Source organism: Chitinophagaceae bacterium, assembly GCA_016713085.1.
In the GTDB taxonomy this organism is placed as follows: Bacteria; Bacteroidota; Bacteroidia; order Chitinophagales; family Chitinophagaceae; genus Lacibacter.
Genome location: JADJPV010000002.1, coordinates 627,248 through 642,621 on the forward strand (window position 1 = coordinate 627,248; position 15,374 = coordinate 642,621).

11 protein-coding genes are annotated in these 15,374 nt (G+C 40.3%); 7 read left to right on the forward strand and 4 right to left on the reverse strand.

Going from position 1 to position 15,374, the window contains the following annotated elements:
* The first annotated feature begins 26 nt into the window (after positions 1-26).
* Together IPK31_15525 and IPK31_15530 are read left to right on the forward strand one after the other, a co-directional pair.
* Positions 27-5,204 carry a PKD domain-containing protein gene (locus tag IPK31_15525; protein MBK8089227.1) on the forward strand — a complete coding sequence of 1,726 codons (5,178 nt, stop codon included), beginning with the start codon at positions 27-29 and terminating at the stop codon, positions 5,202-5,204.
* Positions 5,205-5,229: 25 nt separating this feature from the next.
* A complete protein-coding gene (locus IPK31_15530; GenBank protein ID MBK8089228.1) occupies positions 5,230-6,264 on the forward strand; it encodes a type IX secretion system membrane protein PorP/SprF in 1,035 nt (344 codons plus the stop codon).
* 3 nt (positions 6,265-6,267) lie between these two features.
* Here the strand turns inward: IPK31_15530 and IPK31_15535 are convergent, their stop codons facing one another.
* The 3 genes from IPK31_15535 to IPK31_15545 form a co-directional block, all read right to left on the reverse strand.
* Positions 6,268-8,214: a M48 family metalloprotease gene (locus IPK31_15535; GenBank protein ID MBK8089229.1), complete on the reverse strand. Its 1,947-nt coding sequence runs from the start codon at positions 8,212-8,214 to the stop codon at positions 6,268-6,270.
* Position 8,215: 1 nt separating this feature from the next.
* Positions 8,216-8,596, reverse strand: coding sequence for a BlaI/MecI/CopY family transcriptional regulator (locus tag IPK31_15540; GenBank protein ID MBK8089230.1), 381 nt, complete (start codon positions 8,594-8,596; stop codon positions 8,216-8,218).
* A gap of 203 nt (positions 8,597-8,799) precedes the next feature.
* Positions 8,800-11,187: a sodium-translocating pyrophosphatase gene (locus IPK31_15545; GenBank protein MBK8089231.1), complete on the reverse strand. Its 2,388-nt coding sequence runs from the start codon at positions 11,185-11,187 to the stop codon at positions 8,800-8,802.
* Positions 11,188-11,601: 414 nt separating this feature from the next.
* On the opposite strand from IPK31_15545, the gene IPK31_15550 reads away from it, so the two are divergent.
* The 5 genes from IPK31_15550 to IPK31_15570 all read left to right on the forward strand — a co-directional run bounded on the left by IPK31_15550 (position 11,602) and on the right by IPK31_15570 (position 14,236).
* Entirely contained in the window at positions 11,602-12,141 is a 540-nt protein-coding gene (locus IPK31_15550) for a hypothetical protein (protein MBK8089232.1), read from the forward strand.
* A 38-nt stretch (positions 12,142-12,179) separates the two neighbouring features.
* A complete protein-coding gene (locus IPK31_15555; protein ID MBK8089233.1) occupies positions 12,180-12,464 on the forward strand; it encodes a hypothetical protein in 285 nt (94 codons plus the stop codon).
* Positions 12,465-12,706: 242 nt separating this feature from the next.
* A complete protein-coding gene (locus IPK31_15560; protein MBK8089234.1) occupies positions 12,707-13,252 on the forward strand; it encodes a sigma-70 family RNA polymerase sigma factor in 546 nt (181 codons plus the stop codon).
* A gap of 92 nt (positions 13,253-13,344) precedes the next feature.
* Positions 13,345-13,623, forward strand: coding sequence for a hypothetical protein (locus tag IPK31_15565; GenBank protein MBK8089235.1), 279 nt, complete (start codon positions 13,345-13,347; stop codon positions 13,621-13,623).
* Between the two features lie 217 nt (positions 13,624-13,840).
* The gene (locus IPK31_15570; protein ID MBK8089236.1) at positions 13,841-14,236 is read left to right on the forward strand and encodes an Hsp20/alpha crystallin family protein; all 396 of its coding nucleotides are present in this window, start codon (positions 13,841-13,843) and stop codon (positions 14,234-14,236) included.
* Positions 14,237-14,315: 79 nt separating this feature from the next.
* On the opposite strand, the gene IPK31_15575 is transcribed toward IPK31_15570, so the two are convergent.
* Positions 14,316-15,374, reverse strand: coding sequence for a BamA/TamA family outer membrane protein (locus IPK31_15575; protein MBK8089237.1), 1,059 nt, complete (start codon positions 15,372-15,374; stop codon positions 14,316-14,318).

Below are 15,374 nucleotides of genomic sequence, written 5' to 3' on the forward strand. Positions count from 1 at the left end.
TAAGCCCTTACACTTAAGCTGTAAAAATGAGAAAATTCTTAATCCTGCTGGCAGTACTGCTGGCAAATCTGTACTCTTACTCCCAGGATTTTTCTAATAAAGGAACAGATTTTTGGGTGGCTTATGGTTATCACCAGGTGATGACTGGCGGTAATGGTCAGGATATGGTTTTATATTTTGCCACAGAAACTGCGACAAATGTTACTGTGCAGATACCTGGTATTGGCTATAGTATTACGTATGCTGTTCCTGCAAATACTGTATTTACTTCAAATGTTATTCCCAAAGCTGCTCCTCAGGATGCCAGGTTGATGGCTGAAAGTGTTGTTGGGGAAAACAAGGGAATTCATATTACAAGTGATCAGCCAATTGTTGCCTATGCGCATATCTATAATGCAAGTGTTTCGGGCGCAACAATTTTATTTCCTACAAACACATTGGGCAGGGAATATTATTCTATAAATTTTGAAAATTTTTCAAACACATTTGATGCTAATTGCTGGGCTTATGTAATAGCTGCTGATACAGGTACGACAACGGTTGAAATTACTCCCAGTGCTGCAACACTTACAAAACCTGCCGGAGTTCCTTTTACAGTTACTTTAACTCAGGGCCAAGTGTTTAACATCATGGGACAGTATACAAATAATGTTGGGCCCGGAGGGCAGGGTGGATCTGGTGTAGATTTAACAGGTACTCTGATACGATCAATGAATACCGGAAGTGGATGCAAGAAGATTGCTGTTTTTTCGGGTAGTGGAAGAATCAATATTGCATGCAACGTCGGCAATAACTCTACTTCTTCTGATAATTATATGGTTCAGGCGTTCCCAAAAAATGCCTGGGGAAAACGTTTTTTGACGGCAACAGCAGGAGGCAATCAGGGATTTAATTATTTCAGAATCTGTGTTTCTGATCCTACGGCTAATGTATTATTGAATGGAGCACCAATAGGATTGCCTCTGCAAAATGGTTTTTATTACCAGGTTGGCCCCACTGATCAACCTTTACGGATTGATGCAGATAAACCAATTACAGTAGCACAATATTTTACTTCACAAAGCCGGTGTGGAAATGGAGGTTTAGGAGATCCTGAGGTTATTTACCTGAGTCCGGTTGAACAAAATATTAATAAAGTTCTTTTCAATTCAAACCTGTTAGTTGCTGCAGGTACGAAAAATCATTATGCAAATGTGATTATACCAAATGGTGGAACAGCTGTAAGCTCTTTCAGGATAGACGGAGCCGTGCCTGCGACACCCTTTACTGTTCATCCCCAGAATCCTTCCTATTCATATATAAAAACTTCCGGTTTAGCACAGGGGCAACATACCATGCAATCGGATTCAGGCTTTAATGCAATTGCCTACGGCTTTGCAAGTGCTGAGTCTTATGGCTATAATGCCGGAACAAATGTGATTGATCTCTTTCAATATCTTTCTATTCAAAATGCTTATGCCATAGTGAACAGCCCGGTGGCATGTAAAAGTTCACCATTTATTATGTCAATTACACTTCCTTACATGCCAATAAGCATGAAATGGGAGATAAGCGGATATCCGGATGTCGTTAACAATACACCCGTTGCTGATTCAACTTTTGTAGTAAATGGCCGGACTCTTTATCTTTTCAGATTACCAACTCCATATGTTTATAATGCAATTGGTACATATCCCGTAAAAGTTACCGTTAATAACCCTACGCCGGATGGTTGCGCAGGAATACAAATTATTCCTTTTAATCTGCAGGTATTTAATCCACCAGCGCCTGATTTTACATGGCCAACTGCTTTATGTACAGATTCAATTATTCCTCTCACAACAAACAATGCCACAAGTGGAAGGCCCATTATCAAGCATTTTTGGGATTTTGGGGATGGTACATTTGCTTACACCAATAACCCCTCAAAAAAATATACTGCAGCAGGTACTTATAAGATCCGCTATGCAGTTTTAACTGATGTGGGCTGCTTAAGTGATACTCTTGAAAAATTTATCTCCATTTCAAATGCCCCTGTTGCTAAATTCGGGTTCACTGCTCCACAGTGCCAGGGTAAACTTATTACGTTTGGAGATACATCTTCTTTGTCAGGTGGATTTGGAACGATTACTAACTGGAACTGGAATCTGGGTGTGGGAACACAAATTGGTAATACAACCAATGCAAATGTATCTGCTTCATATCCGAATTCAATATTGTATAATCCAACTTTACAGGTTAAAACCAGCACCGGTTGTTTGAGTCCTGTTTACACAATGCCTGTTACTGTTCGTCCGAACCCGGTACCGGATTTTACAATGACTTATGCCTGTCTTCCTGATGGGGTTGTAAATTTCAACAGCACAACAACTATTGCAGATGGTACTCAAAACCTGTTTGCATACCGCTGGTACTTTGGTGATCCTGCTACCGGTTTACTTGATACTGCATTCATCAAGAGTCCTTCGCACAAGTATTCAACTACCGGGCCTTACAGTATTAAACTAAAAATTACTTCCAACAATGGTTGTATTGATTCAATTACAAAAAGTCAGGCTGCAATTTACCCTCAGCCAAAAGCTGATTTTACAATTCCCGCAGAAGTATGCGATCGCACTGTTGTCAGTTTTACTGATGCTTCTAACGGTATCACTCACCCATTAACAAAATGGGAGTGGCGCTTTATTAATTCTGCCGGAATTGTTGTAGGTTCATCTGTTAACAAGGATACTATTTTCAGGTTCCCTGTTGCCGGCACCTACACAGTAAGGCATTGGGTGTTTACCAACCAGGGTTGTGTAAGCGATACAATGGAAAGAACGATTACCGTTAATCCTCTGCAAACTGCCATCAACAGTTTAAGTTTACCTCTTTGTGAAAAAAATCAGATTACCATTACAGATAATTCAACACCAAATGCCGGTACACTTGTTCGCTGGTACTGGAATCTTGGTGACGGAACAATCATCAACGCAACAAACAATCCGCCAATAACACATACCTACAGTAACTGGGGAAATAAGATCACAAAATTAATGGTGGAAAGCAGTAAAGGATGTTTGAGTGACACCCTCACAAAAAATGTATTGATCAATCCTTTGCCAAAAGTAGGATACACTCTTCCTGAAGTTTGTTTAAGTGATGCCAATGCCTTCTTCTTCGACACATCAAGAATTGCAGATAACAGTGAAATGCAGATGACTTATTTATGGAGTTTTAATACAGGTGTTCCGGCAATCGTTCCAGGTCCTACACCGATATCAAGTACAGCTAAAAACCCCGCCATTAAATTTAATAAGGCTGATAACTATTTCCTTTCGCTTGTTGTTACTTCAAAAGATGGTTGTAAAGATTCTGTAACAGCTATTCCATTTACTGTTAACGGCTCAATACCCAATGCTGATTTCTTATTGTTGTCAACAAACGGCATCTGCAGTAACCAGGATGTGCAGATACAGGAAAAATCAAGTGTTGATTTTGGTGCACTTACCAAAGTGGAAATCTATTGGGACAATATCAATTCCCCAACTGTGTTTGATACAGATGATAACCCGGTTACTGATAAAATCTATTCTCACCGTTATCCCAATTTCCAGGCACCGTTAACAAGAACATTCCAGATTAGATACAGAGCTTATACAGGGATTATTTGTGTGAATGATGAAATTAAAACCATTTTGGTAAATGCAAGTCCTCTTACACAATTCCTCACAATGCCGGCAATTTGTCTCGATGCAGTATCAAGACAAATAACACAGGCAACTGAGTTAGGGGGATTACCGGGTACAGGTGTTTACAGCGGACCTGGAGTAAGTACAACAGGTTTGTTTAATCCTGCAACAGCCGGAGTAGGAGTTCATACAATTCGCTATACGTTTCTTGCATCAAATGGTTGTACTCATTATTCTGAGCAAACAATTGAAGTATGGCCAAGACCGGGTGCAAAGTTTGGTTCATTATTACCTGCCTGCGAAAAAAACAGTATGACCTTTTCTGACAGTTCTGTTGCGCATTCTGCTTCACTAACAACATGGAACTGGAATTTTGGTGATGCATCAGCAATCGTGTCAACGCCGAATGCCAATCCTGTAACACATGTCTTCAGCAGTTACGGTACTTATAATGTGGAGCTGCAGGTAATCAATGACAGAGGCTGTACAAGTGTTCCATATGTATTGCCGGTGAAAGTAAATCCGTTACCGATTGTTGATTTCAGTTTGCCAAAAGTTTGTTTGCCTGATGGCAGCGCAGCGTTTAATGATTTATCAGTAATACCTGACAATACGCAGTCGCAGTTTACGTACAAATGGGATTTTGGTGTACTGCCTTTAAATTCAGATACCGCCATTGTTCAGAATCCTGTTTATAAATATTCTAATCTCGGACCGTATACTGTACAGCTGAAAGTAACATCAAACAATAATTGTATTGATTCATTGAGTAAGCTTTTGGTTGATGTATTTCCGCAGCCAAAAGCCGGGTTTACTTCAAAGGACAGTTTATGTATTGGTGATATTGTTGATTTTACAGATAACAGTGATGGTATTGTAAGAACTGTAACTGAATGGCGCTGGCTGTTTGGTAATGGAGCAGGTTCATCGGTTCAGAATCCAAGTTGCCTTTACGGATCACCGGGTACTTATGATGTGAAACTGTATGTGTACAGCAGTGAAGGCTGTATCAGTGATACAGCATCAAAGACAATTGAGGTGTGGGCTTATCCTGCATTAAATGCAGGTCCTGATATTGAAGTACTGGAAAATGGAGTACGGAAAATAACAGGTATTACAGCAGTTGGGACCGGTTTACAATTCTTATGGACTCCGCCGACTTACCTGGATGATCCAACATTGAAGAATCCAACAATTCTGCAACCAAAAGATGATATTACTTACACAGTAACAGTTACAGGTCGTGGCGGATGTGTTTCAACAGATGATTTGTTTGTAAAGATTCTGAAGATGCCGAAACCACCTAATACATTTACACCAAACGGAGATGGTATCAATGATTTCTGGGAGATCAGGTTTTTGAATGACTATCCCGGATGTGTAGTTGAGATTTATAATACAGCAGGTACATTAGTGTACAGATCGATTGGCTATCCAACGCCATGGGATGGTAAATGGAAAGGACAGCAACTGCCTGCAGGAACTTATTATTATGTAATTGATCCAAAGAATGGCCGTGCAAGACAACCGGGCTATGTAACCATATTGAGATAACCCTTTGAAAATTATTTTGATGACAATGGGAAAAAAGATTTGTGTTTTTGTTGTTTGTTTTTCAGTGCTGATGGGAGCGGCAGAAAAAAATTTCGCCCAGCAACGGCCGCATTATACACAGTATATACTTAACAACTATATTATTAATCCTGCCTTAACAGGAATTGAAAATTATACAGATATTAAACTGAGTTACCGTAATCAATGGGTGGGTTTTCCGGGTGCACCCAAAACAATTTATGCAACCATACATGCACCAATCGGCAAACAGGATTACCGAACAAGTCCAACTTCATTTGAGGTGCCGGGAGAAAATCCAAGAGGAAGATCTTACTGGGAAGAATACAATGCGTCTGAACCGCATCATGGAGTGGGGGCAACCATCATCAATTATAAAACAGGTTATATCAACAGAACCTATGCAACAGTATCGTATGCGTATCACCTGGGCTTAACACCCAAGCTGAATTTGTCAGCAGGTTTTGCCGCAGGTATATCAGCAATCAGTATTGATGCAAGTAAAATTGAATTAGCGAACCCTGTTGATCCTGCTATTGGTGGTGTTGCACAGGAGTTACGAAAAGTTAAACCGGAATTGAATGCAGGATTGTGGTTGTATTCAGATCGTTTTTTTGCCGGGTTCTCTGCCCAGCAGATCATTCCGCAAAAAGTAACATTAGTTACGAATGATTTTTATAAATCAACATTGGTACCTCATTTCTTTGCTACAACCGGTTACCGCTTTATGGCTGGTGATGATGTAAACATTATTCCATCTGTTATGCTGCGCTATATTCCAAGCATGCCCCTGTTTGTTGATTTTACAGTAAAAGCACAATACCAGGACCGGTTTTGGGTGGGGGGTAATTACAGAGTAAAGGAAGGGTTTGCTGCTATGGCCGGTGTGAATATTTCCAATACGTTTAATATTGGATATTCTTATGATGTGAATAATTCAAAATACCTGTTGCAATACATGCAGAGAGGGACACATGAAATTGTACTTGGGTTTATGATTGGTAATAAATACGGTGATCTCTGTCCACGCAGAGTATGGTAAAACTTACAGCCTGATTATTTCTAACCGTTTGATGATTTTTTTTGGTGGATGTGGTTGATGCTTGTTTAATGAATCAGCCGGTTGCTGATTGATTTCTTTGATGTACAGGTTATTGTTCTCTATAATGATACTGATTCTTTCTTCATTCATTCTTTTTTCTTCCGGTGTGGGGTAATCATTCATATAAGCAAAAGCAGGAGCAGTTCTGAACCGTTCTTTTAATTTTTCATTAGATGAATCCCTTGTCTGGTTCTTTCTGTAAAGAAGTTTTGTTTTTCTTTGCTGCTGCTGTCTGTTTATTTCTTCAGCAATCTGTTCTTTGTTTCTTTGGAATTCTTCGGGCGGATAAGTAAAGTGAAATGCTCCCTCATGCATATCTTCATTCCATACAAAACCTTCGGGGAAAAAGGGTTTCATTTTATTGAATAAAGAATCTTTGTCCCAGTTTTTTTTGATGTGGACTGTCATCTGATTTAACGGGAAGGTCCTGGTCAATAATTTTTTTTCATGAAGGTTCTGTACTTTTTTATAGAAATCAGCTTCTGCTGTTCTGTAACGTGTTTGATTTTGGCGCAAAGAATCCTGCTTCATCATAAATATAAACTCCTGTTCTTTTGCCATCAACAAATCGGGTGATGGAATTTCTTTGCCGTAAGGCTGAACAAAACGTTCCATCCATTCAGCAGGAAGATCATTGAAGATGACTTTATCAAATTCTAATTGTTCACCTCCCTGCTCATCCCAAACAACCAGTTTTTCTTCATTCAATTCATTCTTCAGTTCAAGACGAAGCTTTCTTTTTTCATCACGTAAAAAAACTGTTTGATTCGTTTTTTTCAACAGAGCACCTGGCTTTACATAAACCACTTTTGTATTGTGTGCAATCGTATTCTGTTCTGTTTTCTGTTCTTTTACAACAGCCTGTTTTCTGTCCCTGATGATCCAGCCGGTAAGTGCAAAGAGAAGGGTAAAGAATACCAGCGCAAGCAATCGTGTACTTATTTTGTTTTTTTCTGCCGGTAAATTCAGAATACGTTTTACCCTGAGCATGAGGTGCTGTTTATTATCACCCAGCCCCATTGCCAGCTGTGGATTTTGTACTCTTACTTTTTCTACCGTCAGCAATGCTTCGGCATATACTGCTGCATTTTGTTGAAAACTCATTACCTGGTCATCGCAACTGTTTTCCCGTTCTCTTCTGGCAATACCCATCAGCAATAAAGCAAATGGATTGAAGAAGAGCATGGTTTCTGCAACCGACAGCAAGAGGTTCCAGAAATAATCATTTCGTTTTATATGCGCCAGCTCATGAAGCAATACTGCCTCCAGCTGAGCAGGAGTAAGATGTGTAACAGCCGATACAGGCAGAAGTACAATTGGTTTTAAAAAACCAAGTGTAGCAGGAATATCAATTTGTTTACTGATGAAAAGCTGCACGGATTTCTGCAAACCCATTGACTGAACCAGGAACTGAAAGAAGGATTGCAGTTCATCGCTTACAGTTGATACACCTTTATTGCGGAGTGAATTGGTTGCATGTAACTGTACAAACAGTTTTGTGGCAAACCATAACAGAACAAACAGGTAAGCAACAGAAAGATAGGGCAGAATGAAATGAAGTTTGTATTCGATCCAGTTAAAAAATAACTGCCAGCGGTTATCATTTGTAAATGCAGTGAGCAGGGAATTATTTATTCCGGCATCTTCAATTACTAAGGATGCAGTTTGTTTCAGTTGTTTATTCCAGTGCAGAAAGATGTCTGAAATAAACCAGGCAAACCCGCCTAATGCGAATACGCTGCTCAATAAGTTTTTTGCAGCAGCCTGTTTTATACGTACTGTAAATACGAGAACCTGGTAAACGAGAAACAATAATCCCATTTGCCAGATGCTGTCGGCAATAGCTTTGCCAAGGGCCTGTAAAAAAGCTGATTGAAACAGATGCTGCATATTACTGCTGTTTCAGGTTATCAATTAGTTTTTGAATTTCGTCTAACTCTTCCTTTGAGGTCTTGTGATTGCCCAGTGCCTGCATCACCAGTTGAGTGGATGAGCCCTGGAAAAGGGTATCGATCATTTTACCCATAAACTGCCTCTGGGTTTTTTCACGGGAAATAAGGGGAGTGTATTTGTGCGTTTTGCTGCTCTCATCTCTTTTCACCAATCCTTTTTCATGCATGATCTGCATCAGTTTCAGGGTGGTGGTATAGCCTGCATCTTTGGTTTTGCTTAATTCTTCATGTACATCTCTTACCGTTGCTTCGCCACGTTCCCATAATACCCGAAGGATTTCCAATTCGCTTTCTGTAGGTTTTGTTTGCTTGCTGCTCATGTTATACGACTTGTTTCGTATCAAATATACAACCTGAGCTGTAAAAACAAATGCCGCTGGTAAAATTTGAAATAAATTAACATACGGTCACATGGGAAATCGGCTAAAAAAAACGCCCCCGCATAGAAATGCAGGGGCAATGATAATGGTCTGATTAGACGCTCTAAAGAGAGTTAATCAAACAATATGGTTGCATAATTGACTTATAATTTTTCGACGTTTACTTTTACATCAAGCTCTGTTTTGCCATTCAGTAATGAACGGTATTTGTCCAGCACTTCCTTCGATTGCAAAACATTATTAATGATAAGACTGTCGTTTTTCAACTTAACAGTAAATCCACTTACTTTGATAAGGCTGTCCTTTTTTAATGCTTCGAGAAAAGGATTCTCCAGTTTCATTTCTGCTTCCTTGCCTTCTTTCTGCTCAATCCTTACTTCAACCGTTTCAGTATGCTTGTCCTGTGCCTTTGTACCGTACATCTGTGCAAGGGAAGGGGCAATCACCAATGAAACAATCGACATTAATTTAATGAGGATGTTCATAGAAGGGCCGGAAGTATCTTTAAACGGATCACCAACTGTATCACCAGTTACTGATGCTTTATGCGGATCAGATTTCTTATAAAAAATTTCACCATTAATCTCCACACCTTTTTCAAAACTCTTCTTGGCATTATCCCATGCACCACCTGCATTGTTCTGGAACATTCCCATCAATACACCGCTTACAGTAGCACCGGCGAGGAAACCACCCAATGCTTCAGGTCCGAGTAAGAAGCCCATTAACAAAGGAGATACAATTGCAATTGCACCCGGTAACATCATCTTCTTAATTGAAGCTTCTGTTGAGATGGCAACACATTTATCATACTCAGGTTGTCCTGTACCTTCCATGATACCGGGAATGGTACGGAACTGGCGGCGAACTTCTTCTACCATTGCCATCGCTGCCTGTCCAACCGCTGTAATCGCCAGTGAGGAAAAGATGAACGGAATCATTGCTCCTACAAAAAGAGAAGAAAGCACTTTTGCTTTGTAAATATCAATACCTGTAATTCCTGCAACACCAACAAAGGCTGCAAATAAGGCAAGGGAAGTTAATGCTGCTGATGCAATGGCAAAACCTTTACCTGTTGCAGCAGTTGTATTACCAACCGCATCAAGAACGTCGGTTTTTTCACGTACTTCTTTTGGAAGTTCACTCATTTCAGCAATACCACCTGCGTTATCGGCAATTGGTCCAAAAGCATCAATGGCTAACTGCATGGCAGTAGTGGCCATCATACCTGCGGCTGCTATCGCCACACCATATAAACCTGCACATTCAAATGAACCCCAGATGCCACCAGCCAAAACAAGAATGGGTAAGAAGGTTGATTCCATACCAATAGCCAAACCTCCAATTACATTGGTTGCATGACCTGTAGATGATTGACGGATGATGCTCAGCACAGGGCGTTTACCCATGGCCGTATAATATTCAGTGATGATGCTCATTAATGCACCAACCACCAAACCAACAGCAATAGCACCGAGTACACCCCATTTAGTGAAGGTTGCACCACGCAGAATCATTGTATCGGGAAGAATAAAATATACTAATCCAATAGAAGCAATGGCTGTGAGGATGATTGATCCCCAGTTACCCATGTTCAATGCTTTCTGTACATTATCTGTATTGATACCTGCATTATCACTAACACGAACCATCCATGTACCAACGATTGAAAAAAGAATACCTGTACCTGCAATGATCATTGGTAATAAGATAGGAGCCATGCCGCCAAACTTATCAACAGAAATTGTTTCCTGTCCCAGTACCATTGTAGCCAAAACAGTTGCCACATAAGAACCGAACAGATCGGCGCCCATACCGGCAACATCACCCACGTTATCACCTACGTTATCTGCAATGGTTGCAGGGTTACGTGGATCATCTTCAGGAATACCTGCTTCCACTTTACCAACTAAATCGGCACCAACATCAGCAGCTTTTGTATAAATACCACCACCCACACGGGCAAACAATGCAATTGATTCTGCACCCAGTGAGAAACCGGTAAGTACTTCAATTGTTCTGAGCATTTCATGCCCGTTTACATTTGCACCATCCGGAACAAAGATCGCTTTTAGAATAATGAACAATCCACCCAAACCAAGTACAGCTAAACCGGCCACACCAAGTCCCATTACAGAACCACCGGTGAAGGATACGTTTAAGGCTTTGCTTAAACTGGTACGGGCAGCCTGGGCAGTGCGTACATTACTTTTGGTTGCGATCTTCATACCAATATAACCGGCAGTGGCACTGAACACGGCACCTATTACAAAAGCAACAGCGATGCTCCAGTGACTGTTGGCATTGGCCATTGACATCACAGCTAAAAGAATAGCAACGATTACCACAAAATAACCGAGGATTTTCCATTCTGCTTTTAAGAAAGCCATTGCGCCATCGGCAATATGCTTGCTGATTTCCTGCATGCGTTCGTTACCCGGATCCTGTTTAGATACCCAGTTGAACTTTACAAACATGTACAGCAGTCCAATCACTGCCATTGCGGGAACGAGATAAATCAAATTCTGCATAAGTAGTTATTCTAAGTTTTTGACTTTTTTAGGGACGGCAAAGATAGGGGAATGGGGCTAAAATCGGGCGTGAGGGGGCTGTTGGGGAAAAACAGGAAGAAGTCATTTGGGGCGGTCAGCAACAAACTACTCATCAGCATCGGTTCCGGCTCTCCGCAGTACTGCCCTTACCGCATTTAGCGGGGCTAAGGGACAAAATCTTTAAGTTAAGAGCAACGCCAGCGGCAGGATTCTGTATGCCATTGTTATTTTTTCCGAATTAAACATTTTCTTTCATTTAAAAAAAAACACTGTAATGGTTTTCATCTAATCTTTGAAAACTATAATCTTTTTTAATCCTGGTATTCTTTACATTGTTTTTTTAATCTTAACTTTCTGTGGGCTTAAAGAAGCACTCTTATTTAAAACACTTACATGAAGGCAAAATGCACTCTTATTCTCCTGTTTTCTGCTCTCCTTTTCCTTAGCCTAAAGTGTAAAAAAGATAATACCAAAGCCGAGCCACAACTCCCACCTGAAACAACTACTGGCGCAATGACCTTTGGTTGTAAAATTGACGGAGAAGTTTTTATTCCGAAAGATGGCGGTGGATTATCTGGGCTGAAAACCGAATATCTTTTTTTAGGTAATGGGCCTGGAGGAGGGTGGTTTTTAAATATTGCGGCGGTAGATCGGTCTTCAAATGTATTGCCACGTGTTGCAATTACAACAGATAGTTTATTACTTGTTGAAGGAAATACATATCAATTGGTAAAACAGAAAGGTTTTGCAAAAGGACAATATGGATTGGACCTTTTTTTATACCAAATACTTTCAAGTGATCAGGGAGAGTTGTTTATCACTAAACATAATCAGTCTTTACGTATACTATCCGGACGATTTTCTTTTACAGCATCAACTTTTGCAGGCGAAAAAGTAACCATTACTGAAGGTCGTTTTGATATAAGATATTAATATCTCTTAAAAATCAACTTTTACTTAAACTAACTAAAATGAAAAAACTCCTGCTTACAGCTTCATTGCTGTTTTCTGTTCTTTTGCCCTACTCCCAAACTTTTACTCCACCAGCCTATGCAGAAATTGATACTAACTACAGGGCTTATGTAAACAATATATTCGGAATTCTGGAACCAAACAGAGTAAACTCAGGGTTGTTAGTAGTAAAAGAATGGAAGTTTCTAAACAATCAAAAACAATACAAGCTTAATGTAACGGGAATAAGGGCGGGTCAATATATTCTTGTTGTTACAAAAGGGAAATACCGGCAAACAACATAAAAAATCCCGACAGTTACTGCCGGGATTTCTTATGTTAAAGATTTTTTCTTCCTTTTTGCTGATTTGTACCTCTTTTACAATCGAATCTGATCGGGGCCTTTTAATGTATGGGCCACAAATTAACAAGGAAAAACGGATGGTATCTTTCCGCAACTTTCAATCGGTTCTGCTTTTTTCCCCAACTTTAAAGTAAAATCTACATTCCGCCGTCTTCCTTACAAATGGACGATGGCATGGAGGCAATGGCACGACAGCAAAATATCATCGAGGCGATCAGTAGCTATGGCAGGCAATTGTTTGGCTTTATACGGAGTCGTGTAAAAACGGATGAGGATGCGGAAGATATTCTGCAGGATGTGTGGTACCAGCTCAGCAACCAACCGGCCATTGAAACCATTGACAGCATCAGCGGATGGTTATACCGGGTGGCCAGGAACCGGATCATCGACCGCTCAAGAAAAAAGCAGTCAAGCCTGATTGATGATTTTGGATTTGAAGATGAAGAAGGTGTTTCGTTTTTCTCCAATCTTTTACAAAGCAAAGAAGAAACAGCTGAAACGTCTTATATGCAGCGGATGTTCTGGGAGGCATTGATGGATGCACTGGAAGAATTACCTGTTAACCAGCGAAATGTTTTTGTGTGGAATGAACTGGAGGAAATGACGCTGCAGCAAATTGCAGATAATGAAAATGAAAAATTGAAAACGATTATATCCCGCAAGCGGTATGCAGTGCAGCATCTGCGTAACCGGCTTGAGAACTTATACAATGAATTTTTAAACGATTAAATTTTAAGACGATGATGAACAGAAAGAAAAAGTGGTTTGCCCTGATTCCTTTAGTTGTGATTGCAGGCGCTTCCTTATTTGGATGGATCGTGATGTTATTATGGAATGCGATTTTGGTTCCCGCAGCAGGAGCAGGAGTCATCAGTTTCTGGCAGGGACTTGGCTTATTAGTACTCAGCAGAATTTTAGTTGGCGGTATGTGGAAAGGTGGAGGTCACCGCTGGGGTGGCGGACATGCATGGAAACAGAAATGGGCAGGAATGAGTGATGAAGATAAAGCGAAGTTTAAACAGGAATGGGATCGGCGCTGCGGACATTTCCCCGGAAGAAAAGCAGATGCTTTTACTGAAAAAAAAGAAGGGGCAGAATAAAGTTGTATTAATTTTTGATCATGGCTAAAGCCATTAAATAGTTGCATCATGACCCCGGCCTTAAGGCCGGGGTCATGTATTAAAAAAGCAGATTGGCTTTAGTCATGAATAGAAACTGAATCAGTGATTACTGAAATTATTTCAAACCATAAAAGTATTTTCTCCTTCCGTTCGTCTTCTTACATGTGAATCTATTTTTCATTTAAAACAAAAGACGATGTACAATCAGTCACACGCCGCAAAAGGCGATCATTACGGAAGCAGCAAACGGCACCTGCTTTACCGTTCATTACAAAGAGCCGCTGTAAACATTTACAAAACAGAAACCAGTTATGAAATGCTGGTATTTGCACCGGGCCGCATCAAAGAAAATTTTGCGGTGAATGTAAAAGGAAATGAATTAGTTGTTTCCTATACACCACCTGAAGGATTCCCCAGGTTTAACTGGGTACTGCGTGAATACAGCAGGGGAGGTTTTGTTCGCACATTTACACTGGATGAAACCATTGATGCTTCTGCTATTTCAGCAAAGTATGAAGATGGTGTATTGCAGGTAACCTTACCTGTAATTGCAGGTGCACAAACAAAAGAACAGGAAATTAAGATCAGTTAAGTTTTGATTTTCCCGCCTGTCTTCGGACAGGGGTTTTAAGTTCAAGGCGGTTCCGCATCTGCGGGACTGCCTTATTTTTTTAAAAGGCTTCACCAAACTGCAGATAAAAACCCTGGTTGCCTTTTCCTTTTCCAAATCCATAATCCAGGCGGATATGCAGTTTTTCATTTTTGTTTACAGCAAAACGTAAACCACCGCCGTAAGAATATTTAAGATTCTGCATAGAAATTGTGCTGAACTTTCCTGCTACATCACCAATACCGGTAAACCCAACTGCACTGAAGCGTTTGTAAACAGGCACCCTGTATTCGGCCTGCACACTCAGTAAATGATTATCACGGTAACGGCCACTGTAATAACCCCGCATTCTGTCGGAGCCACCCAGTGAGGCAAGGCTTCTGATTGGTACATCCGTTCCTGTATTAAAAAATCCATACGCCTGCACAGCGAGTATTTGTTTTTGAATGATGCGTTTGTACCAGCGGGCATCAACAATAAAATTTGTGTAACGGTGATCAGATAAAAGAAGATTTGTAAAATGAATTGCCTGCAGCGAAAGATAGTTTCCTTTTGTTGGCCAGAATGTATTGTTACGTGTATCCCATGAAAGACTTAAACCCAAACCGGAAACCTGGTAAGGTGTTTTGCCTGCAACATTTTGCTGATCAAACAAACCTCCCTGTTCTACTGCAATGCTGATGACCCTTTGAAAATCGTACATCAATCCAATAAAAAACTTATGAGCAATTAAGCGTTCGCCATGCAGGTGAATATAATACTGCTTAAAAATATATTCTTCTGCATCACTGTTTTTTGTTTGATTTCCCAGCCCCCAGAATTTATCCGGAAAAGAACTGAATGAAAGATGGCTGTTTAAAATATAACGTTCGCCGGGAAAAAACACAGGTCCGTTGATAGTAAATAAAAACTGTTTTCGTAATGAGTAAGTGCCAAGAAAACGGATAGAAGAAGTGCGTGTAGATGAATCTTTTTTTCTTGTTGTGTAAAAAGTATAAGTGCCACCTGCGCCAAAGGACCAGTCTGTTTCAATGGAACGGGAGATAACCGGTAATGCAATGAGATGATTTTTGTTTTCCAATGAATCATCATCCTGTGCATACAATGCTGAACAGAACAT